Genomic DNA, 23,371 nt, shown 5'->3' on the forward strand with positions numbered 1-23,371 from the left:
CCACAGCGCAGCCCCGAGGGCCCGGTATCCGTCGGGTGTCGCCGTCCGGGCATCACCGTAAGGACAGGTACCGCCCGTGGTGACAGATACCGCCCGGCTGTGCCCGATGTCTACGGTGCGGCCCGGTGCAGCCTCTCGGTGATCGCGTTGACTGCCACCCAGCTGAAGACCATTGCCGGGCCGATGGTCGCCCCCGGACCCGGATAGGTCGCACCCATCACCGCCGCCGCGCAGTTTCCCGAGGCGTACAGTCCGTCGACGGGTGTGCCGTCCTCCCGCAGCACCCGCGCGTCGGGGTCGGTGATCAGCCCGCCCTTGGTGCCGATGTCCCCGGGGTGGACGGGGACCGCGTAGAAGGGGCCCTTCGCCAAGGGTGCCAGGTTGGGGTTGGGGAGGGTCGGGTCGCCGTAGTAGCGGTCGTAGACGCTGTCACCCCGGCCGAAGTCCTCATCCTTGGCGGCGGCTGCGAAGCCGTTGAAACGGCTTACGGTGGCGGGCAGTTCGGGCGCCCCGAGCTGCCCGGCCAGTTGGTCGAGAGTCGGCGCCTGCCGCAGGAAGCCGCTCTCCCGCCAGGCCTTCGGGAAGGGCTGTCCGGGGAGGAGGCCGGCGAAGATGTAGCGGGCCCTGGAGGAGGCGTCGAGGATCATCCAGGACGGGACGGTGGTCGCGTCGGGGCGGTCACAGGCATACATGCGGTCCACGAAATCGTGGTACGGGGCGGCCTCGTTGGCGTACCGCTCCCCCGCCGCGTTGACGATCACCATGCCGGGGATGCCCCGGTCCGCGACCAGGAAGAACGGCTTCTCCCCGGGCGGGCAGAGCGACGGCGCACCCCACACCTTGTCGAGCAGGCCGGTAGCGGCGCCCAGTTCCTCGCCGAGCAGCAGCGCGTCGCCGGTCTGGCCCTCCGAGGCGTGGGTCCAGTCGGCCGAGGTCGGTGCGGGCAGGTACTTCTCGCGCAGCCGCTGGTCGTGCGAGAAGCCGCCGGAGGCGAGCACCACACCGCCCCTGGCGTGGATCGTCTGTTCCCGGCCGTCGCGCTGGACCCGTATGCCGGTCACCTTGCCGTCCTGCGTGACGAGGCCGGTGAGCGGGGTCCGCAGCCACAGTTCGCCGCCGAGTCTGTCGTACGACAGCCGCATCCGGGCGATCAGTGCCTCGCCGAGCGAGAGCAGTTTCCGTCCCCTGAGCAGCGCCCCGGCCGCACGTCCGGCCAAGCGGAGCGCCTTGCGGCGGCCCGCCCAGGTGCGGCCCGACATGTTCAGAAAGCGGAAGTCGTACGAGGTGATGGTGAGGCCGTACGTGGGAAGTCCCGCCCGGCGCAGGGTGTGCCGGGCCTCGCCGAGCCGCTTGAGGTCGACGATCCGTGGTTCGACGGAGCGGCCGAGGGCCATGCCGCCGAGCCGCTCCGGGTAGTAGTCCGAGTAGCCCGGGGTGTACATGAAGCGCACCTCGGTCTTCTGGTGGAACTCCTCGACCATGCGGGGCCCGTGGGTCAGATAGGCGTCCTTGCGTGCGCCCGGTACCCGGTCCCCGACGGTGGCGTCGAGGTACGCGCGGGCCTTCTCGCGTGTGTCGCCGAGTGCGGCGGCGTCCAGGTGGAAGTTGCCGGGGACCCATATCGCACCACCGGACAGTGCGGTGGAACCGCCGTAGCGGTCGGTCTTCTCGACGATCAGCGCGGTCAGGCCGCGCAGCCTGGCAGTGATCGCGGCGGCGAATCCGGCGGCGCCGGAGCCGACGACCACCACGTCGTACGTGCACGGGTGTTCCTGGGAAGCCATCTCAGCTGCTCCTCTCTCCTGCGGCGTCGGCCGGCATCAGAACGTCCCCTGTCCGTAAGCGCTCCGGAAGTACAGCAGCGGGCTGCCGTCCTCGCGGGCGTCGAGGTCCAGGACGCGGGCGGTGACGACGTAGTGGTCACCGGCCTCGTGCATCCCGTACAGCTCGCAGTCGATGGTGGCGAGGGCGCCGTCGAGGCGGACACCACCGTGGTCCGAGGGCGTCCAGTCGACGCCCGCGAATTTGTCGTCGCCGCTGCGGCCGAGCGCCGTGCACACCGCCTGCTGGTCCCCGGCGAGGACGTTGACCGTGAAACGCCCGGCGGCCTCGATCCTCGGCCAGCTGGACGAGGTCCTGCCGACGCAGAGCAGGACCAGCGGCGGATCCAGGGAGAGCGAGGCGAAGGACTGGCAGACCAGGCCCGCCGGCCGGCCGGTGCTGTCGACGGCGGCGACGACCGTGAGGCCGCTGGCGAACCGGCCGAGCACCTCCCTGAAGTCGTCCTGGGAGATCAGCCGTTCCACTGGTGGCCCCAGAAGCTGTCCGCGGTGATCTCCTTGGCGGTCCAGGCCGCCGGGTCGACGATCAGGCCGTCCCATCCGTACTCGACCTGGAAGCCGCCCGGGGCTGCGGCGTAGAAGGAGACCATGTGGTCGTTGGAGTGGCGGCCGAGGGTGGACGCGATCGGGATGCCCGCCTTGTTCATCCGGTCCAGGCAGAAGCCGACGTCGTCGAGGGTCTCCAGTTCGACCATGAAGTGGACGATGCCGGGCGGCAGTGCGCCGGGGTAGAGCCCGAGGCTGTGGTGGCGCTGGTTGGGGCTGAGAAAGTTCATCCAGTAGAAGTCGCGGCCGGGTTCACCGGTCGGTACGGCGGCGGGCGGCAGTTTCATGCGGTCACGGAGCTGGAAGCCCAGGATGTTCTCGTAGAAGTCGGCGGTGGTCTCCATGTCCGGGGCGGGCAGGACGACATGGCCGAGGCCGAGCCGGTCGCCGGTGACGAAGCGGTTGCCGTACGGGGTGTGGAGCGGGGTGTGGTCCTGGGCCTGGCCCCAGTACAGCTCCAGGGGGTTTCCGGCGGGGTCCTCGAAGTGGATGAGCCCCTGGACTCGGCGCTCGGCGAGCGTCGCGTCGTCGGCGGCCTTGACGGTGACGCCGGCCGCTTCGAGCTCGGCTGCGGCCTCCGCCAGGGCGCGGGCGCCCGCCACTTCGAAGCCCGCGCAGAGCAGGCGGTCGGCCTCGTCCGCGACGAAGGAGAGGCGGCGGATCCGGTCGTCCATACGGGCGTTGAGGACGGTGTCCGTGGAGTCGGCGCCTTCGGCCATGCCCAGGATGTCGAGGACGTACGTACGCCATTCGGCGAGGTCGGTGGTCCCGATGCGCAGGTAGCCCAGCGAGCGAATGTCCATGATGAACCCCTCAGTGGGATCAGTGGGATCAGCGGAGTCAGTGGGATCGGTGAGAGAAGAAGTCGATGGCCAGGCGGTTGAACTCGTCGAAGCGTTCCGTCTGGGCCCAGTGGCCGCAGTGCGGGAAGACGTGCAGGCGCGCGTCGGGAATCGTCTTGAGGGCGAGCAGGGCGCCGTCGAGCGGATTGACCCTGTCCTCCCGCCCCCAGGTGAGCAGCGTCGGCTGGGTGATGCGGTGGGCCTCGCGCCACAGCATGGTGCCCTCGGGCCACTTGGCGAACGCGGCGGCCATCCGGGCGTTGCCCAGCCTGGCGTCGGGGTCGGTGGCCTGCGCGTACCGCTCCTCGACGAAGTCGTCGGTGACGATCGAGGAGTCGTGGGCGAGCGTGGTGAGGAAGGTCCGCATCTGCTCACGGGTCGGCTCGGCGGCCAGCGAGAAGGCGAAGAGCTGCTTGATGCCTTCGGTCGGATCGGGTGCGAAGAGGTTGACCGAGATGCCGCCGGGGCCCATCAGGACCAGCTTGGCGACCTTCTCCGGGTGGTCGAGGGCGAGGCGGGTCACGGTTCCGCCGCCGAGCGAGTTCCCGACGAAGTACGCCTGCGGAATGCCGAGTTCGTCCAGGAGCGCGGCCACGGCGTGCGCGGCGAAGCTGAAGTAGTCGCGGTCGGGTTCGGTCTTGTCGGAGCGGCCGAAGCAGGGCTGGTCGATCAGGAGGGTGCGGAAGTGCTGGGCGAAGACGGGCAGGTTGCGGCCGAAGTTCGACCAGGCCGAGGCGCCGGGCCCGCCACCGTGCAGCAGCACGGCCACGGGCGCGTCCGCGGGTCCGGCCTCGTGGTAGTGCAGGGTCAGGCCGCCCGCCTCTGCGGTACGTGAGGTGTTCTCGGGGGTGAGGGTCACAGGGGTGCTCACAGCATCGGGTCCTGGATGTCGAGGCCGAGGGCGGCCTGGCCGTGGAGTACGAGGGCACGCTCGGGGTCGTTGGCCGCGTGACCACGGCCGGTGTGCACGTCGCGCCAGGCGCGCTGGACCGGGTTGGGGCCGGTGCGCATGGCGTTGCCCCCGGCGTTCTCCATCAGCAGGTCCACGGCCGCGACCGAGCGTTCGGTGGCGAGGACCTGGTCGCGGCGGGCACGGGCGCGCAGCAGCATGGAGAGCTCGTCGCCGCGCTCGGCGACGGCGTACATCTCGCCCACGTTGCGCATGAGTTGGAGCCAGGTGGCGTCGACGTCGCTGGACGCGCGGGAGATGCGTACCTGCGCGAAGGGGTCCTCGGCGACCTTCTGGCCGTAGCTGACCCGGAAGCGCTCACGGGTGGCGGCGGTGTACGACTCGTACGCGCCCTGGGCGATGCCGACGATCGGTGTGGAGATCGTGGTGGTGAAGACGGTGGCGTAGGGGAGCCGGTAGACGGGTTCGGGGTTGAGCTCGTGTCCCGGCACCTTCAGTGCGCTCACCGGGCCGAAGCTCAGCGCGCGGTGCTCGGGCACGAAGGCGTCCTCCACGACGATGTCGTTGGAGCCGGTGCCGCGCAGGCCGACGGTGTCCCAGACGTCGTCGACCCGGTAGTCACCGAGCGGCAGGAGGAAGGTCCGCATGTCGACGGTCCGGCCCTCGTCGTCCGTGACGAGCCCGCCCAGGAGTACCCATTCGGCATGGTCGCAGCCGGAGGAGAAGTGCCAGCGGCCGGTGATCCGGAAGCCGCCGTCGGCAACCGTCACCTTGCCGCTCGGGGCGTACGAGGAGGCGATCCGGGTCAGCGGGGACGTTCCCCACACCTCCTCCTGGGCGCGTGGGTCGAAGAGTGCGACATGCCAGGGGTGGACGCCCAGGACCGAGGCGACCCAGCCGGTGGAGCCGCAGACCGTCGCGATCTCCTTGACGGCTTCGTAGAAGACCGCGGGGTGCGCGGCGCGCCCTCCGTAGGCCTTCGGCTGGAGCAGCTGGAAGAAGCCCGTCTGCTCCAGTTCCTTGATCGTCTCCTCTGGCACCTTGCGCTGCGCCTCGGCCCGGTCGGTGCGTTCGTGGAGTGCGGGGGCGAGTGCGCGGACTGCCTGAAGGACTTCCTCGTCGCTCATGCGGGTCCCCTTTTCCTGTCTTCGTGAGATCTGCGGGGTGAAGTGCTGAGGACCGTACGACGGTGCACGCGAGCAACGACACCGCCGGTTCCCGCTGAGCGGGAACCCCAAAAGGTATGCCTGAACGAAATACACAGCTCCCGCGTATTCCCTCCGGCCGGAACGCGTGGCAGTGTCCGAGCAACGCCGGAAAACGTCCGGTGACCACACGCAGACCTGGGGGTTTGTCGTGCCCGCACTGGCCGCCACCGCCGAGCGATCACCGCTCTCGCTGCTCGAGAAGGCCGCACGCGTCCTGAGTACGTTCGCCGGCCCCGAGCCCCGGCTCTCCCTCACCGAGGTCGTACGCCGCTCGGGGCTGCCCCGCTCCTCCACCCACCGCATCCTCGACCAGCTGGTGCAGTTGCGCTGGCTGGACCGGGACGGGCGGGACTACCGGCTGGGCATGGGCATGCTGGAGTTGGGGGCGCTCGCCTCGCACCACAACCGGCTGCGCCGCGCCGCGCTCCCGCATCTGCACGCCCTGCACGAGACGACCGGCCACGTGGTGCATCTCGCGGTGCTCGACGCGGGCGAGGTCGTCTGTCTGGAGCGCATCGGCGGATCCGACGACGCGCAGTTGCCGCCCCGGGTGGGCGCCAGAATGCCCGCGTACTGCACGGCGGCGGGCAAGGCGATGCTCGCCTTCGGCACCCAGGCCGACGTCACCGGTGTCCTGGCCGGCGAGCTGCCCGCCCGTACGCCCCGCACCGTGGTCCGCCCCGCCGTCCTGCGCAGTGAACTCGCCGCGACCCGCGAACGCGGGATCGCCTACGACCGTGAGGAGAGCTGGCGCGGCGTCTGCTGTGTCGCCGCGCCGCTGCGCGGGGCCGGGCGGGCCGTGGCCGCGATCTCGGTCACCCGCCGCAGCTCCCATCAGGGCGTCGAGCAGCACGGTCCGGCCGTCCGGGCCTGCGCCGGCACCATCTGGCGTGAGCTGTACGGCCCCGGCCGGGCGGTCCGTGAGCGGACGCGCGGCGTCCGGGACCCGGACATCTCCGAAGGGGCCATGAGCAGCATGATGGGCTGGCTCCGCTTCAGCGAATGGATGTGACGCCGCTTCGGAGACGGCCGGGCCCGTTCCCGGCGCTCCGGCCCGGCGGCCGTGTCCGGCCGCCTACTCGTAGGAGACCGTGACGCGGTCGGTCAACGGCACGGCCTGGCAGGCCAGGATGTAGCCGTCGGCGAGGTCCTCCGGGTCGAGTACCTCGTTGCGGAGCAGCGCGGTCTCGCCGTCGGTCACCCGGCAGCAGCAGGCGCTGCACGCGCCCTCGCGGCAGGAGTACGGAGCGTCGAGACCGGCGGCGAGCATCGCGTCGAGCAGCGGGGTGCCGGCGCCCCAGGGGATTTCGTGCCACGCGCCGTCGAGTTCGACCTGCGCGGTGTGCGCGCCGTCGCCCGGGTCGCGCACCGGTGCGCCGAACACGTCGTCGGCGAGGGAGAAGTACCGTTCCCGGTGAATGCTGCTGCCCCCGGCCCGGCCGATCGCCTGCTCGGCGGCGTCCATCAGCGGGACCGGGCCGCAGAGAAACACGTCGCGGCCGGCGTACGGGGCGAGGACGGCCGCCAACTGATCCGTGGTGGGCAGCCCTTGCAGGCATTCCAGCCAGTGCACGACCGTGAACCGGCCGGGGTGGGCCGTCGCGAGGCCGTGGAGTTCCTCGCGGAAGATGACGGCGTCCGGGTCGCGGTTGGCGTACAGCAGGGTGACGTTCGCCCGGCCCGCGGTCAGTGCCGACTTGGCGATGGACAGCACCGGCGTGATGCCGCTGCCGCCCGCCACGAGCAGCAGGTCGCGGTCGAGATCGTCCGGGGTGAAGGTGCCGGCCGGGGGCAGTGCCTGGATCTCGTCACCCACCGCCACCCGCTCGCACACCCAGGCGGAGCCGCGCCCGCCGGGGATCTTCTTGACGGTGATCCGTGGCGGTTCCCCGGTGTGCGGGGAGCTGGCGAGCGAGTAGCAGCGGGCCGCGCCGCCCGGCACCCGCAGGGTCAGGAACTGGCCCGGCCGGTAGGCGAGTTCCGTGCCCGGCTCCGGAGCCAGTACCAGGGAGACCGCGTCGGCCGTCTCCCGTACGACCCCGGCGACCCGCATGCGCACCTCAGCCACCACTCGCCTCCAGCTGCCCCGATGCGACAGCAGCGTCGATGCTGTCGCGGAGCGCCGCACAGGAGCGGACGCGCGCCGACAGCTCACCCGCCGCGACCAGTTCGCCGATCACCGGGCAGACGGCAGCCGCCTCCGCCGTCCACTGGATCTGCGTGTGGGCGGGGCTGAACTTCTCGCACAGCACCTGGTTCCCGCAGGTGCCGCACTCGACGGGGCGCATCTCAGGCCTCGCCCTTGCGGCGGGCCAGATTCTCCTCGACCTCGGCGCGCCAGGCCTCGTTGGCCCGGGTGGTGTCGATCTCGAACTCGAAGCGCCGGACCATCTCGTCGGTCACGGCGGCGGCGTCCACGTAGAACTGCTCGTACCAGCGGCGGAGCTGGTAGACCGGTCCGTCTTCCTCGGTGAGCAGCGGATTGTCGATCCGGGTCTTGTTCTGCCAGATCTCGACGTCCTGCTCGAAGCCCACCCGGAGGCCGTCGGAGGTCAGCTGCGCGGCGGCAGCCGCCTCGGTGTCGCTCATCCCGGGGAGCTTCTTGACGAGGGCGCCGTACATCAGCATGAAGCTGTTGGAGTCGATCGGGTAGTGGCAGTTGATCAGTACGGCCTCCATCTCCAGGCCGGGGGCGACCTCCGTCCACAGTCTGTCGATCATGTACGAGGGTCCGTGGTACGAGGCGTCGGAGCGCAGCGGCGTGGAGAGAGTGCCGAGGTCGATGTCGCCGCGCGGGCTGGACTCCATGTACTGGGTGGCGACATGGCCGTCGAAGACGTTCTTGAAGTAGTTCGGGAACGCGAAGTGGACGTAGTAGAAGTGCGCCATGTCCACGACGTTGTCGACTATCTCGCGGCAGTTGGAGTTCTCCACCCGCAGGGCGTTCCAGGACCAGTCGGACCACTGCCCGGCGTCGGGGCCGTGGATGCCGTCGAGTTCGGGGATGGTGACGCCGGGCGGCGGCGGGTTGCCCTCGGGGTCGTGCCACACGTACAGCTGCTTGTTGCGCTCCAGCGTGGTCCAGGCACGGGTCCTGGCGCGCGGCGGGACGCGGCGGGCGTAAGGGATCCCGGCGCAGCGGCCGTTGCCCGCCCAGCGCCAGTCGTGGAAGGGGCAGGCGACGGCGTCACCCTTGACGGTGCCGCGGGCCAGATTGCCGCCCATGTGCGGGCAGTAGGCGTTGAGGACGTGCAGTTCGCCGTCGTCGGCGCCCTGGAACACGACGAGTTCGGTGCCGAAGGCCTCGATCCCGTGCGGCTCGCCGTCCTTGAAGGCGTCGGCGAGGCCGAGACAGTGCCAGCCGCGCGCGAAGCGGGTGGGCAGAGCGGCTGCCTCGATGACACGGGCCTCTTCGTCGAGTGCGGTCATCGTCCTTGACTCCCTTGCTCCGTCTGCTTCATCTGCCTCATCTGTTTCGTCCTTTGCTGCGCCGCGAGTTCGACGGCGATGTCGATGAGCTGGTCCTCCTGCCCGCCGACGAGGCGGCGTTCGCCCGCGCGGAGGAGGATGTCGGCGCCCGGTACCCCGTAGCGGCCGGCCTGCCGGTAGGCGTGCTTGAGGAAGCTGGAGTACACGCCGGCGTGGCCCATCATCAGAGCGAGCCGGTCGAGCGTGCATTCCTCGTCCATGACGGGCCGTACGACGTCCTCGGCCGCATCGATGATCTTGATGACGTCGATGCCGGTACGGATGCCCATGCGGTCGCAGACCGCGGCCAGGGCCTCGACGGGCGTGTTGCCCGCGCCCGCGCCGAGCCGGCGGGTCGAGCCGTCGATCTGGCTGGCGCCCGCCCGGATCGCGGCGACCGAATTGCCCACGCCCAGGGCGAGGTTCTCGTGGCCGTGGAAGCCGACCTGGGCGTCGTCGCCGAGCTCGGCGGTCAGCGCGGCCACCCGGTCCGTGACGTCGTCCATGACCATGGCGCCGGCCGAGTCGACGACGTACACGCACTGGCAGCCGGCGTCCGCCATGATCCGGGCCTGCCGGGCCAGCTCTCCGGGCGGTGTGGAGTGGGCCATCATCAGGAAGCCGACGGTCTCCAGGCCGAGTTCGCGGGCGAGTCCGAAGTGCTGGACGGAGATGTCCGCCTCGGTGCAGTGGGTGGCGATGCGGCAGATGGCGGCCCCGTTCGCCTGCGCCCGCTTGATGTCGTCCTTCACGCCGAGACCCGGCAGCATCAGGAACGCGATCCTGGCCCGCCGGGCCGTCTCGACCGCCACGGTGATGAGTTCCTGCTCGGGTGTCCTGGAGAACCCGTAGTTGAACGAGGACCCACCGAGCCCGTCGCCGTGGGTCACCTCGATGACGGGAACACCCGCGTCGTCGAGGGCGGCGACCACCGACCGTACGTCGGCCGGGGTGAACTGGTGCCGCTTCGCGTGCGAACCGTCACGCAGCGAGGAGTCGGTCACTCTGATGTCGAGCGTCCCGCTGTACGCCTTCACTGGTTGCTCTCCTTCTGGTCGCTCTCCCTCTGGCCGGTCTCTCTCCGGCCGGTCCGCTGCCGGGTGATCACCTTCGCGAACTCCTCGCCGACCTTGGTGGCGGCGGCGGTCATGATGTCGAGATTTCCGGCGTAGGGCGGCAGGAAGTCTCCCGCGCCCTCCACTTCCAGGAAGATCGCGACCCTGGCCATCCCGCCGTTCCCGTCGGACGGATCGTCGAACTGCGGCTCGGCGCGCAGCCGGTAGCCGGGCACGTACGAGGCCACGTCGGCGGCCATCTGCTTGATCGATACGGCGATGGCGTCACGGTCGGCGTCCTCGGGAATCGCACAGAAGACCGTGTCCCGCATGATCACCGGCGGGTCGGCGGGGTTGAGGATGATGATCGCCTTGCCGCGCTCGGCACCGCCGATCTCCTCGATGCCCCGGGCGGTGGTCCGGGTGAACTCGTCGATGTTCGCCCGGGTTCCGGGTCCGGCCGAGACCGAAGCCACGGAGGCGACGATTTCCGCGTACGCGACCGGGACGACGCGCGAGACCGCGTACACCATGGGAATGGTGGCCTGGCCGCCGCACGTGATCATGTTGACGTTGTCGGCGTCGAGGTGTGCGGTGAGATTCGCCGGTGGGATGACGGCGGGCCCGATCGCGGCCGGAGTGAGGTCGACGGCTTTGATGCCGAGTTCGCGGTAGCGGGGTGCGTTCGCCCGGTGGACCTGGGCGCTGGTCGCCTCGAACACCAGGTCCGGCTTCTCCTCCCGGGCGAGCAGCCAGTCGACGCCTTGGTGACTGGCGTCGAGCCCGAACGCTCCGGCCCGTGCGAGGCCTTCGCTGTCCGGGTCGACGCCGATCATCCAGCGCGGTTCGATGTGCGGCGAGCGCAGGAGCTTGTGGAGCAGGTCGGTGCCGATGTTCCCGGAACCGACGATGGCGGCCGTTGCCTTTTTCGTGGTCATGAAGTCCTCAACAGAACGAGAGGGATACGGAGCCGAGCCCGGCGAAATCGGCGGTGAACGTCTCTCCCGCGGTGACGTCCGCCGCCCGGGTGCAGGAGCCGGGCAGCACCAGCTGCCCCTTCTTCAGCGGCACCCCGAACCGGGCGACGGTCCGGGCCAGCCAGCTGACGGAGGCCGCGGGGTCACCGAGGACGGCGTCGCTGCGCCCTTCGGCGATGAGCTCACCGTCGGCGCTCAGCCGGGCCTCGATGCTCCTGAGGTCCAGTTCGCGCGGGTCACGTCCCTCGCCGATGACATAGCCGGCCGACGAGGCGTTGTCGGCGATCGTGTCGGCGATGGAGATGCGCCAGTCGGCGATCCGGCTGTCGATCAGCTCCAGGGCGGGTACGACCTGTGCGGTCGCGTCCAGCACGTCCCGCTCGGTGCAGCCCTCGCCCGGCAGATCGGCACCGAGCACGAAGCCGACCTCGACCTCGATCCTGGGTGCGCAGTACCGGGTGACGGACACGGGCCGGTCCGCGTACAACTCCATGTCATCGAGGAGGTGACCGTAGTCGGGTTCGTCGACCCCCATCATCTGCTGCATGACGGGTGAGGAGAGCCCTACTTTGTGCCCGCTGATCCTTGCCCCTCCGGCGATCCGTCGCCGGATGTTGATCAGCTGGATCCCGTACGCGTCCTCGGTACCGATCCCGGTGAAGGTATCGACGAGCGGAGCGACAGGCGTCCTGCGGTGCTCGGCGGAACGCAGCAGTTCGGCTGCGTCCTGCCTGCGGCGGTCGTCGAGCATCGTTGCTCCTCGGAACGGGGCGGGGATTGTGCCGGGACCAGCGCTCGGCAGCTGGTCGGGCGACGGTAGGCCGGACCGGCCGCTTCCCGTGAGCCCGGATTCCCGCTGACCGGGAAGACGCGGCGAACTCCCCCGCTCCGTCCGGCGGTCACGCGGGCCCGGGGGCGGACAAGGACCGTGCCGGGCGACGACGACAGCACGGTGTGCGCTCCCCCGCTGACCCTGCGTCCGCACGCTCCCGCCAAGCGGGAAGCCGAGGGACGAAGGCGCCCGTACACCTTCTCTCTTGCACCGTGCGGTGCTACTCAGCTCTTCACCACCAACGCGGGAGTACTGCCATGACGCATCACACCGTCCGGACCATCGGCACCTGTGCGCTCACCCTCTGCTGCGTCCTGTCGGCCGGGGTCTGCACCCTGTCGGCAGGGGTCGCCACGGCGGCGACCGCGCCGCCCGGCCACCACCAGCAGCAGCACCAGCCGGCAGCCGGCCGTCAGGTGCTGCTCGACGGCGCGGTCAACGTGCGCGATCTGGGCGGGTACCGCAGCCATGACGGGCGCACCGTGCGCCACGGCCTGGTCTTCCGTGCCGACGCCCTGAACCAGCTCACCGCTACCGGCCGCACCCGGCTCGCCGGCCTCGGGATGCGTGAGGTCGTGGACTTCCGGACGTCCACGGAGGTGGCGCGGGACGGCGCCGACCGGCTGCCCGAGGGGCTCGCCGTGACCGCCCGACCGGTCGATGACAGCGGGCTCTCCGCCGAGGTCGACGCCGTCATCGCGACCCGCGATCCGGTGGCGCAGCGTAAGGCGCTCGGTGGTGGTGCGGCCGAGGCCCTGATGCGCGGTCTCTACCGTGGCTTCGTCAGCGACCCGGGCAGCAGCGCCCGGTTCGCCGCCACACTGCGCGACCTCGCGCGCCACGACTCCGGCCCGCTGCTCTTCCACTGCTCGTCGGGCAAGGACCGTACGGGCTGGATGAGTTACCTCCTCCTACGGATCCTCGGCGTACCGCAGCGCACCGCCGAGGCCGACTACCTGGCGTCCAACACGTACCGGTCCGCCGCCGACGCGCAGACCCGGGCGGGGCTCAGGTCAGCGGGGCTCATGCAGGATCCCGGCCTCCTCATCCCGGTCCAGGAGGTACGGCCCGCCTATCTCGACGCCGCCCTCGATCAGGTGCGGCGGGACTACGGCAGCCTGGACCACTACCTCACCCGGGGGCTGGGCCTGGACCACCGCACGCTCGCAGCGCTCCAGGCCCGTCTCCTGCACTGAACCGGCAGCTCAGAAGTGCGTTCCGCCGTCTATGCGGATCTCCGTGCCGGTGATGAACGCGCCGTCCTGCGAGCCGAGCATGGCGACGACACTCGCGACGGCCTCCGGGCCCGCGTAGCCCTCGCCGATGGCCGGTGAGAGCTTCGCGAACAGGCTCCAGTCGGTGTCCTCCGGCAGGCCCGGCCCCTTGCCGCTGGTCATGCCGGAGGCGATGGAGCCGGGCGCGACCGAGACGGCGCGCAGCCCCTGCTTGCTGTACTCGCTCGCGATGCTGTGGGTCATGGCCTGGATGCCGCCCTTCGACGCCGCGTACGCCGACATGTAGGGGTGCGCGAAGCTCGCCGAGGTCGAGCTGAAGTTGACGACGACCGGCTTCTCGCCCGCCAGCAGCGCCGGGAGCGATTCGCGGATCATCAGGAAGGTGCCGGTCAGGTTGACCCCGATGACCTTGTTCCAGAAGTCGAGGGTCGTCGTGGCGGTGTGCCCGGAGCGGAGGATGCCTGCCGCGTTGACCAGTACGTCCATTCCGCCGAGGGTCTCGACGGCGGCGGCCACACCGGCCTTGACCGACGCCTCGTCGGAGATGTCGAGCAGGGCGGTGGTGAGGCGGTCCGCGTGACCGTCGGCAGCGGCGCGGTCGGCCGTGGTCCTGAGTCCGGCCTCGTCGACATCGACGGCCACGACGCGACCGCCCTCGTCGAGGATGCGGTGCACGGTGGCCTGGCCGATGCCCGAGCCGCCGCCGGTGATCAGTACGCGGCGGCCTTCGTAGCGGTTCATGGGGTGTCTCCGGTTTCTCGTACGCGTGCCGATGCCGGTCGGCATCGTTACCTACACGTCACAATACGCCTTCATGGCACGTTTTGCCATCACGGCAATCCGTGCGGATCCACGCCCGCCGACGTACCCTCTTGGAGTGAGCAACCAGCCGACCCTGACCGAGCGCCGCAGAACGGCGACCCAGCTCGACATCGCCCGCGCCGCTGCCGCCCTCTTCGCCGAGGCCGGGCCCGACGGCACCACCGCGGAGGCCATCGCCCACCGGTCGGGGGTCGCACTGCGGACCTTCTACCGGTACTTCCGCAACAAGCAGGACGCCGTCGGCCCGCTCCTCTCCGGCGGCGCCGACCGCTGGCGCGCGCTGCTCGCGGAGGCCGAGCCGGGGACGGGGCTGCCCACCGCGCTGGAACGGGCCGCTGCCGAAGCCCTCACCGCGCGGGGTGCGGAAGCAGCGGAGCAACTGAACTGGACCCGGGGCCTGTTGCGCGCCGCACAGGACGACCCCGCTCTGCGTGCGGTCTGGTACCGGATCAACCAGGAGTCCGAGGAGCGGCTGCTGCCGGTCCTGACCCGGCTGGCGGGCGAGGACGCGGACCCGCTGGAGGTGCGACTCGCCGCGGCTGCCGCGACGGACGCGATCCGGGTCGCCCTGGAGGCCTGGGCCGAGACCGATGCGCCGCTCACCGGGGCCGGTTCACCCGCCGAGCTGGCCGTCCGCTGTCTGCGCGAACTGCTCGGCGGGACAAAGCTCCTGGACGGGTGAGGAATCCGCGTCAGTGGCGGCCTCGGACGGCCTGGCCCCGCGCCTCCTTCGGCAGTCCGAGCACCCGCTCGGCGATGATGTTGCGCTGGATCTCGTTGGAGCCCGCGTAGATGGTGTCGGCGCGGGAGAACAGGAACAGCCGCTGCCGGTCGTCGAGTCCGTCCGGACCCGCGCCGGGGCCGGAACCGGTGAGCATCCCGGCGGCGCCGCTGACCTCCATGGCGAGCTCGCCGAGCGCCCGGTGCCAGGTCGCCCAGTAGATCTTGCCGATGGACGCCTCGGGCCCGGAGGCCCCGGCTGCCGCACCGTCCAGCATGCGCAGTGCGTTGAAGCAGATGGTCTCCAGTCCGATCCAGGCCCGGACCAGCCGGTCGCGGATCAGCGGATCATCGATCGCGCCGTTGCGTTCGGCCAGCGCGACGATCGCGGCCAGCTCACGGCGGAAGCCCACTTGCTGGCCGAGAGTGGAGACGCCCCGCTCGAAGCCCAGCGTGGCCATCGCGGTCCGCCAGCCGTCGCCGGGCGCGCCCACCACGCAGGAGGCGGCGGTGCGGGCGTCGTCGAAGAAGACCTCGTTGAACTCGCTGGTCCCGGTGAGCTGGACGATGGGCCGGACCACCACGCCCGGCTGGTCCATGGGGACGAGCAGATACGAGAGGCCGGTGTGCCGCTCGGATCCCGGCTCGGTGCGGGCCAGTACGAAGCACCACTGCGACTCGTGGGCGAGCGAGGTCCAGGTCTTCTGGCCGTTGACCACCCACTCGCCGCGGCCGGTGTCCCGTTCGGCCCGTGTCCGTACCCCGGCCAGGTCGGAGCCTGCGTCGGGCTCGCTGTACCCCTGGCACCACAGTTCGCGTACGGCGACGACCGGCGGCAGGAAGCGCTGCTTCTGCTCCTCGGTGCCGAAGGCGATGAGGGTCGGCCCGAGGAGTTGCTCACCGATGTGGTTGACGCGGGCGGGCGCGTCCGCGAGTGCGTACTCCTCGTGGAAGACGACCTGCTGTTCCAGGGTGGCGCCACGTCCGCCGTACTCCTCGGGCCAGCCCACGCAGGTCCATCCGTGCGCCGCCATGTGCCGCTCCCAGGCCAGCCTCTCGGCGAAGGCCTCGTGTTCGCGGCCCGGCCCGCCGAGCCCCTTGACCTCGCGGAACCCGCCTTCCAGGTGGTCGCGCAGCCAGGCGCGGACCTCGGCCCTGAATTCGTCCAACGCCACGGCGCCGTCTCTCCTCACGTGTTCATCCGCATGTCCGTGCGACCGTCCCCGGGTGGCGCCGCCGGCCGTCCGCCCGAACGCCCCTCTCACGGGCCGTCCCCCGTCCGAAGACCGGCCAGCACGGCGGAGCCGATCCGGCGGCGGTGCGCAGCGGGGGTACCGAGCAGGTGGGCGTCGCCGTGTGCCCGCTTGAAGTAGCGGTGGGCATCGTGTTCCCAGGTGATCCCCATGCCGCCGTGCAGCTGGATCATCTCGGCGGCGGCCAGTGACAGCGCCTCGGAACACGCCGACCTGGCCGCGGCGGCCAGCACGGGTTCGGCATCGGCGTGCGCGGCGCCGAGCGCCAGTGAGCGGGCGGCCTCGACTGCCGTGTACACATCGGCCAGCCGGTGCTTGACCGCCTGGAACGAGCCGATCGTCCGGCCGAACTGCACCCGTTGCCCTGCGTACGCGACGGTCAGCTCCAGGCAGCGCGCGGCGGCGCCCACCGACTCCGCGGCCAGTGCCGTGCAGGCCAGGTCCCGTACCCGCGCGAGGATGCGCGCGCCCTCGGCGCCGGCCGGGCCGACGAGCGCCGCGGGGGCCCGGTCCAGCACCAGCCGTGCCTGCGGCCGGGTCCGGTCCAGCACCCCGCACGGTTCCCGGCGCACCCCCGCCCCGTCGAGCCGGAAGAGACCGAGCCGGCCTCCCGGCATCCGGGCGAAGGCGAGCAGCACCGAGGCCGAATCGCCGCACAGCACATGCTCCTTGACGCCGGTCAGCAGCCAGCGCCCACCGTCCGGTGCGGCGAGGGAGCGGATCGCGCCGGGCTCCCACGAGCCGTTCTCCGCCCAGGCCAGCGCGCCGATCCGGTCCGCGGCCAGTTCCTCGGCGGACTCCCCCGCGGCGACCAGAGCCTGCGCCGCCAGCACCGCCGATCCCAGATACGGCACCGGGCTGAGCGAACGCCCCAGTTCCTCCATCACCACATGGACCTCGGCGGGCCCGCAGCCGAGCCCCCCGTACGTCTCCGGAACGCCGAGTGCGGCCACGCCGATCTGACGGGTCAGCGGTTCCCAGGCGGCCGCGCCCTCGTGGCGGGCCAGGACGGCGCGCACCGCCTCCCGCAGCCCGGACTGCTCCTCGGTCTCCCTCATGTCCGCTCCCCCGCTTCGCCCGCCCTCCGGTCGGCCTCTTCCCGGGCTCTGCGCCGCAGTTCGGCCTTGAGCAGCTTTCCGCCGGCGTTCCGGGGCAGCGTGTCCACCGCGACGAAGCGGCGGGGGACCTTGAAGTTGGCGAGCCGTTCCCTCGTCCAGGCGGTGAGTTCCTCCGGTCCCGCGCCCCGGCCCGCCGCCGGTACGTAGTAGGCGACCCCGACCTCACCCAGCCGTGCGTCCGGCGCCCCGACGACCGCGACATCGGCGATTCCCTCATGGGCGATCAGGGTGTGCTCGACCTCGGCCGGGTAGGCGTTGAACCCGCCGACCACGTACATGTCCTTGAGCCGGTCGGTGACGGTCAGATAGCCGCGTTCGTCCCGCACCCCGATGTCACCGGTGCGCAGCCAGCCGCCGTCGGCGAGGGCTTCGGCGGTGGCGGCCGGGTCGTCGAGATAGCCGACCATCACGTTGTACCCGCGCACCTGGACCTCTCCCGGTTCGCCGGGCGGGGCCTCGCTTCCGTCGGCGCGGGCCGTACGCACCTCCGTGCCCGGGAGCGCGACGCCCGCCGAGCGGGCGATGAGCTCGGCCCGTTCGTCCGGCGGACACATGGTGGCGACGCCGCACGACTCGGTGAGCCCGTAGGCGTTGAAGACGTACGCGATGCCGAGTTCGGCGCGGATCTCCTCGATCAGCTCGGGCGCGATGGTAGCGGCGCCCAGTCCGGCGAGCCGGAGCGATGTGAGGTCCCGGTCCCCGCGCCCGGGGTGGCGCAGCAGGGTGTGGAAGAGCGTGGGCGGTCCCATCAGCACGCTGATCCGTTCCTGCGCGATCAGCGCGAGCACCCGGGCGGGGTCGTACACCGCTTCCGGAACCATGACCGCGCCGTTGAGGAGGCAGACGAGGATGCCCGCCTTGTAGCCGAAGGTGTGGAAGAACGGGTTCATCAGCAGATAGCGGTCGCCGGGCCGGAGCCGGGCGTTGCGTGACCACTCCCGGTAGACGCGGATGGTCTGCCCGTGCGTGACCATGACGCCCTTGGGCCGTCCGGTGGTGCCGGAGGTGAAGATGATGTCGCAGAGGTCGTCCGCGCGGACGGCGCCGGCGCGCCGGGCGCGTTCGGGTTCGCCGACGGTCTTCCCGGCGGCGAGGTACTGCGCGAAGTCCAGTTCTCCCTGACCTGCGGTACCCCGGAGGAGCACGGTGGCGCGCAGGGATCCGGTCAACTCCCCCAGCATCGCGGGGTAGTCGATGCCGAGGAAGCCGCGTTCGGTGAGCAGGTACGAGGCCCCGCTCCGGCGGATGATGTCGGCGGCCTCGGCGCCCTTGTAGCGGGTGTTGAGCGGCACGACGACGGCGCCGACCGACACCGCGCCGAGTACGGCGGTGATCCATTCGCGGCTGTTGGCGGCCCAGACGGCCACCCGGTCGCCGTGCGCGATCCCGCAGGCCACGGCGGCCCGCGCGCAGAGGTTGATCTCCTCTCTCAACTCACCGAAGGTGAGGCGTCCTTGCTGGTCACTGAGGGCCTCCTGGTCCGCGTACCGTTCGGCGGCGAAACCTGGCAACTCAGCGAGCGTGGTGGGGAGGGGTGCGGTGTTCATGCCCCTGCTGCTCCTTTGCGGGAAGGCGGCGGACTGGCCCGCGTGCAGCGCGGCCCTTGACAGGGCCGACGTGCCCGGCATCAAATCACAGTGTTTCTAATAGGCATAGCCCTACGGCAGGAAGCACTCACCATGACTCCCACCCCGCCCCTCGGCGACAAGTCCGTACTCATCACCGGCGCCGCCCGCGGTCTCGGCCTGGAAATGGCCCGCCAGTGCGTGGCGGCGGGCGCCCGCGTCACCCTCGCCGACGTCCTGAGCGAGGAAGGCGCGCGGGCCGCACAGGAATTGGGCGACCGGGCCCGGTTCGTCACGCACGACGTGACCAGCGAGGAGCAGTGGGCGACGGCCGTCGGCACGGCCCGCGAGTTCGGCGGCGGACGACTCGACTCCCTGGTCAACAATGCGGGGATCTCGACCGGCGGTCTGCTCCACGAGGAGTCGGTGGCCCACTTCCGCAAGGTCCTGGAGACCAACCTCACCGGCACCTTCATCGGCCTGCGCACCGCGATCCCCGTCATGGCCGGGCAGGACGGCGGTGGCTCGATCGTGAACATCTCGTCGGCCGCCGGCCTCATGGGGCTGGCGATGACCGGGAGTTACGGCGCGGCGAAGTGGGGTGTGCGCGGCCTCACGAAGATCGGCGCGGTGGAGCTGGCCGGGTCCCGCGTCCGCGTCAACTCCGTCCACCCCGGCGTGACCTACACCCCGATGACGTCCGCCGAGGGCTTCGTTCCCGGCGAGGGCAACTTCCCCGGCACCCCCATGGGCCGGGTCGGCGAACCCGCGGAGATCGCCTCGGCGGTCGTCTTCCTCCTCTCCGACGCGGCCTCGTACATCACGGGCGCCGAACTCGCCGTGGACGGCGGCTGGACCGTCGGCCCCACGGTCGCCGGGCTCACCCAGCGCTGACCGGCCCCGGCCGATCGGGCGCACGGCGGCCTCTTGACGGATCGGCGGCGGGGGTATGCAATCACGGTGTTTCGATTAGGCATATTCCTACCAGGAATACTGGAGCCGGAATGAACACCTCCCCCGCCACACCGTCCACCACGGACACGTCCCGGATGCGTGAGGTCCTCAGCGCCTTCTGCACCGGCGTCGCCGTCATCACCGCCATCGCTCCCGACGGCAGCCCCGCCGGAATGGCCGTACAGTCCTTCACCCCGGTCTCGCTGGATCCGCCCCTGGTCGCCTTCTGCCCCGCGCTGACCTCAAGCACCTGGCCGAAGATCCGGGCCGCGGGCCGCTTCACCGCGAACATCCTCGCCGCCGACCAGCAGGACCTCTGCCGCCGGTTCGCGGTGACCGGCGGCGACAAGTTCACCGGCGCCCGCTGGGCCCCGGGCGCCAACGGGGCACCCGTCCTCGACGGGGCCCTGGCCACCGTCGAGTGCGACCTGCACATCTCGCTGGAAGGCGGCGATCACGCCATCGCACTCGGCCGGGTCACCACGCTGGCCACCCACCGGCCGTCCGCGGGGCCCCTGCTCTACTTCCGCCGCCGCTACGGCCGCTTCTTCTCCAACTCCTCGATGTCCGCGAGCATCGCCTCCGCGAGTTCGCACTCCGCCGCGTAGTACCGCTCGGCCCACTTCAGGGTGAGCGTCGGAAACGCCCACTCCTCCCGGGCCTCGGCACCCTTGACGTCGGCCGCCGCCCGCCGCCGCATGGACTGCGCGAACTCCTGGTGCCGGGCGAGCACTTCACGCATCTGCTCGGGCTCCAGCAGATGCCCGAGCCACATCCGCAGCATCGGCCCGTGCTTGAGGACCGGCGGATCGACGGGCGCCTCTCGCGCCCACTCCCGCACCGCGTCCATCCCCTCGTCCGTGATGAGGTAGACGCGTTTGTCCCGGGTGCCGGTCTCCTGCGCGACCATCCGCGACGAGACGTATCCGACGCCTTCGAGCCGCTTCAGCTCGCTGTAGATCTGGCTGAACGACGGGCTCCAGTAGAAGAAGCGCAGCGACTGGTCCGACCACTTCTTCAGGTCGTAGCCGGACAGTTCCTCGCCGAACGAGAGCAGCCCCAGGACCGCCCAGCTGGTCGCCGGGAGCGCCGGACGCCCCTCCTTCACCTGCTTCTTCTCCGCCACGCCAGGAAGTCTACGACCAGGGGGCGCCGACCCTCTTCCCTCATCCACCCATGACTGCTAGAGATATTCCTATTAGGAATACACCAGAGAGGTTCACCCGCATGAAGTTCTCCATGATCTTCGAGGCACAGCTCGCCGATCCGACCCCGGAGCGCGAACGCCAGGTCATCCACGACTGCGTCGAACAGGCCGTCCTCGCCGAGGAGATGGGCTTCGACCGCATCTGGGCGGTCGAGCACCACTCCCTCACCCAGTACGCCCACATGAGCGCCTCCGAGATCTTCCTGACCTGGGTCGCCGCCCGGACCGAGCGGATCCGGATCGGCCACGGCGTCGTCACGATGCCCTTCGGCTACCAGCACCCGGTACGTGTCGCCGAACGCGCCGCCATGCTCGACGTCCTCTCCGGCGGCCGGGTCGACATCGGCGCGGGACGCGGCGCCACCCAGCAGGAACTGCGCATGTTCGGCGTACGGCCCGAGGACACCTACCCCCAGATGGAAGAGGCCCTGCGGATCTTCTCCTCGGCCTGGCGTGCGGAGCAGTTCGAGTGGCACGGGTCGATCGACATCGGTCCCGGCGCGATCCTCCCCCGGCCCGTCCAGGACCCGCATCCGCCGCTCTTCATGGCCTGCTCCAAGCACGACACCCTCAGGCTCGCCGCCGAACTGGGCGTCGGCGCCCTGGTGATGGGCTTCGCGGGCGCCGCCGACGTACGCGAGATGCGCAAGGTGTACGACGAGGCCATAGCGGCCCGCACCGGAGCGCGCTTCGTCTCGACCGAGGCCAACAACCACCTCTCCGCGCTGTGCCCCACCGTCGTCCTCGACGACAGCGAGCGCGCCCTGCGTCTGGGCACCCGTGGCCAGCGCTTCTTCGCCGAGTCGATCGCCCACTGGTACGGCAACTCCCCCGCGCCCACCGGCTACTCCGACTCCGAGGACACCGCGGACCATCTCGCCGCGCTCGCCAAGGACCGCGACGATCTCGTCGCCAGGCTGCACGAGGCGAACATCCCGGCCCGGCCGGTCGACACCGGCACCTACAACGCGGACCACGCCTACGGCGACGCGCAGACCGCGATCGCCTACGTCGAGCAGCTCCGGGAGATCGGCGTCGACGAGGTCATGTGCCTGATCCAGATGGGCACGGTCCCGCAGGATGCCTGTCTGGAGACCATCCGCCAGTGGGGCGAGACGGTCATCCCGCACTTCCGCGCGCTGGAGCAGCAGTGACCACCGGACTCGACGGCAAGGTCGTCGTCATCACCGGTGCCGGCCGCGGTCAGGGTGCGGCGGAGGCCCGTCTCTTCGTGGCGGACGGCGCCCGGGTCGTCCTCACGGACGTGCGGGAGGACGAGGGCGCCGAGGTCGCCGATTCCCTGGGCGACCAGGCCCTGTTCGTACGGCACGACGTGGCCGAACCCGCCAGTTGGTCGGAAGTCGTCGGCGCCGCGCGGGCCCGTTTCGGGCGCATCGACGCCCTGGTGAACAACGCGGCACTGTGGCGCGTCGCCGCCGTCGAGGACGAGACCCTGGCGAACTTCACCGCCCTGGTCCAGGTCAACCTCCTCGGCCCGTTCCTCGGCATCAAGGCGGTCCTCCCCTCCCTCCGGGAGGCGGGCGGCGGCTCCGTCGTGAACATCTCCTCGACGGCCGGTCTGGTCGGCATCCCGGGCCACGCGGCGTACGGCTCGACGAAGTTCGGCCTCCGCGGCCTCACCCGTTCCTGCGCCCTGGACCTCGCGAAGTACGGGATCCGTGTCAACTCCGTCCACCCGGGTGCGATCGACACCCCCATGACGGCGGACGTCGCCGGACGGGACTGGTCACATGTTCCCCTGCGCCGGATGGGCCGCCCGCAGGAGGTCGGAGAACTCGTCCGTTTCCTGGTCTCCGATGCCTCCTCCTACATCACCGGCACCGAGTTCCCCGTCGACGGAGGGCTGACCACCGGATGACCGACTCACTGACTCCCCTGGCCCGCCGGGTGTGCGATGCCATGTCCGCGGCCTTCCCCGGTCCGGCAGTCGGCGTCGAGGCCCTGCGCGCCGCGACCGAGGCGGGCGCGGCGGCCCGCCCGGTGCGCCCGGTCGCCGATGTGCGCGACGACACGGCGGACGGAATCCCCGTACGGCTCTACTCCCCGTCCCCCGCGCCGACCACCGTGATCGTGTTCTTCCACGGCGGCGGCTGGGTCCTCTGCGGCCTGGACACCCACGACGGCCTCTGCCGCGAACTCGCCGCCCGCACCGGGGCACTGGTGATCTCGGCCGACTACCGGCGTGCTCCGGAGCACCCCTTCCCGGCCGCCGCCGACGACGCGTACACCGTGCTCACCTGGGCAGCCCGCAACCACCCCCGTCACCAGCTGCTCCTCGCCGGGGACTCCAGCGGCGGCAACCTCGCCGCCGCGTGCAGCCTGCGCGCCCGCGACGAGAGCGGCCCCCGCATCACCGCCCAGCTGCTCCTCTACCCCGCCCTCGACCACCGTCTGACGACGGCGTCGGCCCGCGAATTCGCCGAGGGTTACTTCCACACCACCGCCTGCATGCGCTGGTACTGGCAGCAGTACGCGCCGGGCCGGGACGCCGGTCACCCTTACGCGTCCCCGGGGCTGGCCCCGGATCTCAGCCGCCTGCCACCCACCCTGCTCGTCCTCGCCGACTGCGACCCGCTGCGCGACGAGGGTCTGGCGTACGCCCGGCGCACGGGGGCCGAAGTGCACCTGCACACCGGCGTGTTCCACGGTTTCCTCGGCGCCGTCGGCACGCTCCCGCAGGCGGACAGCGCGCTGGCGGGCGCGGCGGCCTGGGTCACGGCCACGACCGCGAAGGCGCCGGCCCCGGAAGCGGCGAGGCCCTGAAGCGCTCCACTTCGCCACGCGGCAGGGTCCCCGT

The 23,371-nt window shown here is 71.1% G+C and carries 24 protein-coding genes; 8 read left to right on the top strand and 16 right to left on the bottom strand.

Going from position 1 to position 23,371, the window contains the following annotated elements:
- Nucleotides 1-110: 110 nt before the first annotated feature.
- Genes OG709_RS01820 through hsaA form a run of 5 tightly spaced genes read right to left on the bottom strand, consistent with a single transcriptional unit; the run spans nucleotide 111 to nucleotide 5,266 of the window.
- The gene (locus tag OG709_RS01820; RefSeq protein WP_326695443.1) at nucleotides 111-1,784 is read right to left on the bottom strand and encodes an FAD-dependent oxidoreductase; all 1,674 of its coding nucleotides are present in this window, start codon (nucleotides 1,782-1,784) and stop codon (nucleotides 111-113) included.
- 36 nt (nucleotides 1,785-1,820) lie between these two features.
- Nucleotides 1,821-2,306: a flavin reductase family protein gene (locus OG709_RS01825; protein WP_329164498.1), complete on the bottom strand. Its 486-nt coding sequence runs from the start codon at nucleotides 2,304-2,306 to the stop codon at nucleotides 1,821-1,823.
- A complete protein-coding gene (locus OG709_RS01830) occupies nucleotides 2,294-3,190 on the bottom strand; it encodes a VOC family protein (protein WP_250304924.1) in 897 nt (298 codons plus the stop codon). Before OG709_RS01830 ends, OG709_RS01825 begins: the two co-directional genes overlap by 13 nt.
- Nucleotides 3,191-3,227: 37 nt before the next feature.
- The gene (hsaD, locus tag OG709_RS01835) at nucleotides 3,228-4,100 is read right to left on the bottom strand and encodes a 4,5:9,10-diseco-3-hydroxy-5,9,17-trioxoandrosta-1(10),2-diene-4-oate hydrolase (RefSeq protein WP_250304923.1); all 873 of its coding nucleotides are present in this window, start codon (nucleotides 4,098-4,100) and stop codon (nucleotides 3,228-3,230) included.
- Nucleotides 4,097-5,266 (bottom strand): 3-hydroxy-9,10-secoandrosta-1,3,5(10)-triene-9,17-dione monooxygenase oxygenase subunit, encoded by a 1,170-nt coding sequence (hsaA, locus tag OG709_RS01840; protein WP_266644594.1) that lies wholly within the window; start codon nucleotides 5,264-5,266, stop codon nucleotides 4,097-4,099. The genes hsaD and hsaA overlap by 4 nt, the downstream gene beginning before the upstream one ends.
- Before the next feature lie 172 nt (nucleotides 5,267-5,438).
- On the opposite strand from hsaA, the gene OG709_RS01845 reads away from it, so the two are divergent.
- Entirely contained in the window at nucleotides 5,439-6,359 is a 921-nt protein-coding gene (locus tag OG709_RS01845) for an IclR family transcriptional regulator (protein ID WP_326695442.1), read from the top strand.
- Between the two features lie 63 nt (nucleotides 6,360-6,422).
- Here the strand turns inward: OG709_RS01845 and OG709_RS01850 are convergent, their stop codons facing one another.
- Genes OG709_RS01850 through OG709_RS01875 form a run of 6 tightly spaced genes read right to left on the bottom strand, consistent with a single transcriptional unit; the run spans nucleotide 6,423 to nucleotide 11,598 of the window.
- Nucleotides 6,423-7,415, bottom strand: a complete 993-nt coding sequence (locus tag OG709_RS01850; RefSeq protein ID WP_329164500.1) for a ferredoxin--NADP reductase — start codon at nucleotides 7,413-7,415, stop codon at nucleotides 6,423-6,425.
- Nucleotides 7,408-7,635: a hypothetical protein gene (locus OG709_RS01855; protein WP_250304919.1), complete on the bottom strand. Its 228-nt coding sequence runs from the start codon at nucleotides 7,633-7,635 to the stop codon at nucleotides 7,408-7,410. Before OG709_RS01855 ends, OG709_RS01850 begins: the two co-directional genes overlap by 8 nt.
- 1 nt (nucleotide 7,636) lies before the next feature.
- Nucleotides 7,637-8,776 (bottom strand): Rieske 2Fe-2S domain-containing protein, encoded by a 1,140-nt coding sequence (locus tag OG709_RS01860; protein ID WP_250304918.1) that lies wholly within the window; start codon nucleotides 8,774-8,776, stop codon nucleotides 7,637-7,639.
- A complete protein-coding gene (gene dmpG, locus OG709_RS01865; RefSeq protein WP_250304917.1) occupies nucleotides 8,773-9,852 on the bottom strand; it encodes a 4-hydroxy-2-oxovalerate aldolase in 1,080 nt (359 codons plus the stop codon). The genes OG709_RS01860 and dmpG overlap by 4 nt, the downstream gene beginning before the upstream one ends.
- Nucleotides 9,849-10,808, bottom strand: coding sequence for an acetaldehyde dehydrogenase (acetylating) (locus tag OG709_RS01870; RefSeq protein WP_326695440.1), 960 nt, complete (start codon nucleotides 10,806-10,808; stop codon nucleotides 9,849-9,851). The genes dmpG and OG709_RS01870 overlap by 4 nt, the downstream gene beginning before the upstream one ends.
- 7 nt (nucleotides 10,809-10,815) lie before the next feature.
- Complete coding sequence (locus tag OG709_RS01875; protein WP_266644591.1) at nucleotides 10,816-11,598, bottom strand: 2-keto-4-pentenoate hydratase; 783 nt, start codon at nucleotides 11,596-11,598, stop codon at nucleotides 10,816-10,818.
- 338 nt (nucleotides 11,599-11,936) lie between these two features.
- On the opposite strand from OG709_RS01875, the gene OG709_RS01880 reads away from it, so the two are divergent.
- A complete protein-coding gene (locus OG709_RS01880) occupies nucleotides 11,937-12,875 on the top strand; it encodes a tyrosine-protein phosphatase (protein WP_266644589.1) in 939 nt (312 codons plus the stop codon).
- Nucleotides 12,876-12,884: 9 nt separating this feature from the next.
- On the opposite strand, the gene OG709_RS01885 is transcribed toward OG709_RS01880, so the two are convergent.
- Nucleotides 12,885-13,655 carry an SDR family NAD(P)-dependent oxidoreductase gene (locus tag OG709_RS01885; protein ID WP_250304914.1) on the bottom strand — a complete coding sequence of 257 codons (771 nt, stop codon included), beginning with the start codon at nucleotides 13,653-13,655 and terminating at the stop codon, nucleotides 12,885-12,887.
- A gap of 73 nt (nucleotides 13,656-13,728) precedes the next feature.
- Between OG709_RS01885 and OG709_RS01890 the strand changes: the two genes are divergently transcribed.
- Nucleotides 13,729-14,418 (top strand): TetR/AcrR family transcriptional regulator, encoded by a 690-nt coding sequence (locus tag OG709_RS01890; protein WP_374211355.1) that lies wholly within the window; start codon nucleotides 13,729-13,731, stop codon nucleotides 14,416-14,418.
- A 10-nt stretch (nucleotides 14,419-14,428) separates the two neighbouring features.
- Here the strand turns inward: OG709_RS01890 and OG709_RS01895 are convergent, their stop codons facing one another.
- From OG709_RS01895 to OG709_RS01905, 3 genes are all read right to left on the bottom strand, one after another.
- Nucleotides 14,429-15,631, bottom strand: a complete 1,203-nt coding sequence (locus OG709_RS01895; protein WP_329164507.1) for an acyl-CoA dehydrogenase family protein — start codon at nucleotides 15,629-15,631, stop codon at nucleotides 14,429-14,431.
- Between the two features lie 86 nt (nucleotides 15,632-15,717).
- On the bottom strand, nucleotides 15,718-16,767 hold the full coding sequence (locus OG709_RS01900; RefSeq protein WP_250304911.1) for an acyl-CoA dehydrogenase family protein: 1,050 nt from the start codon (nucleotides 16,765-16,767) through the stop codon (nucleotides 15,718-15,720).
- Nucleotides 16,764-18,374: a FadD3 family acyl-CoA ligase gene (locus OG709_RS01905; RefSeq protein ID WP_250304910.1), complete on the bottom strand. Its 1,611-nt coding sequence runs from the start codon at nucleotides 18,372-18,374 to the stop codon at nucleotides 16,764-16,766. Before OG709_RS01905 ends, OG709_RS01900 begins: the two co-directional genes overlap by 4 nt.
- A gap of 132 nt (nucleotides 18,375-18,506) precedes the next feature.
- Between OG709_RS01905 and OG709_RS01910 the strand changes: the two genes are divergently transcribed.
- Entirely contained in the window at nucleotides 18,507-19,286 is a 780-nt protein-coding gene (locus OG709_RS01910; protein WP_266644588.1) for an SDR family oxidoreductase, read from the top strand.
- Nucleotides 19,287-19,396: 110 nt separating this feature from the next.
- Nucleotides 19,397-19,954: a flavin reductase family protein gene (locus OG709_RS01915; protein ID WP_329164511.1), complete on the top strand. Its 558-nt coding sequence runs from the start codon at nucleotides 19,397-19,399 to the stop codon at nucleotides 19,952-19,954.
- Here the strand turns inward: OG709_RS01915 and OG709_RS01920 are convergent.
- A complete protein-coding gene (locus tag OG709_RS01920; protein ID WP_250304907.1) occupies nucleotides 19,882-20,472 on the bottom strand; it encodes a helix-turn-helix transcriptional regulator in 591 nt (196 codons plus the stop codon). The two genes, OG709_RS01915 and OG709_RS01920, sit on opposite strands and share 73 nt — an antisense overlap.
- 101 nt (nucleotides 20,473-20,573) lie before the next feature.
- Here OG709_RS01920 and OG709_RS01925 point away from each other — a divergent pair, with 101 nt between their 5' ends.
- The 3 genes from OG709_RS01925 to OG709_RS01935 are packed head-to-tail and all read left to right on the top strand — an operon-like array spanning nucleotide 20,574 to nucleotide 23,337.
- A complete protein-coding gene (locus OG709_RS01925) occupies nucleotides 20,574-21,707 on the top strand; it encodes an LLM class flavin-dependent oxidoreductase (protein ID WP_329164514.1) in 1,134 nt (377 codons plus the stop codon).
- Nucleotides 21,704-22,432, top strand: coding sequence for a glucose 1-dehydrogenase (locus OG709_RS01930; protein ID WP_250304905.1), 729 nt, complete (start codon nucleotides 21,704-21,706; stop codon nucleotides 22,430-22,432). The genes OG709_RS01925 and OG709_RS01930 overlap by 4 nt, the downstream gene beginning before the upstream one ends.
- Nucleotides 22,429-23,337 carry an alpha/beta hydrolase gene (locus OG709_RS01935; protein WP_329164516.1) on the top strand — a complete coding sequence of 303 codons (909 nt, stop codon included), beginning with the start codon at nucleotides 22,429-22,431 and terminating at the stop codon, nucleotides 23,335-23,337. Before OG709_RS01930 ends, OG709_RS01935 begins: the two co-directional genes overlap by 4 nt.
- The last annotated feature ends 34 nt before the right edge of the window (nucleotides 23,338-23,371 follow it).

It is taken from the genome of Streptomyces sp. NBC_01267, from assembly GCF_036241575.1.
Lineage (GTDB): Bacteria > Actinomycetota > Actinomycetes > Streptomycetales > Streptomycetaceae > Streptomyces.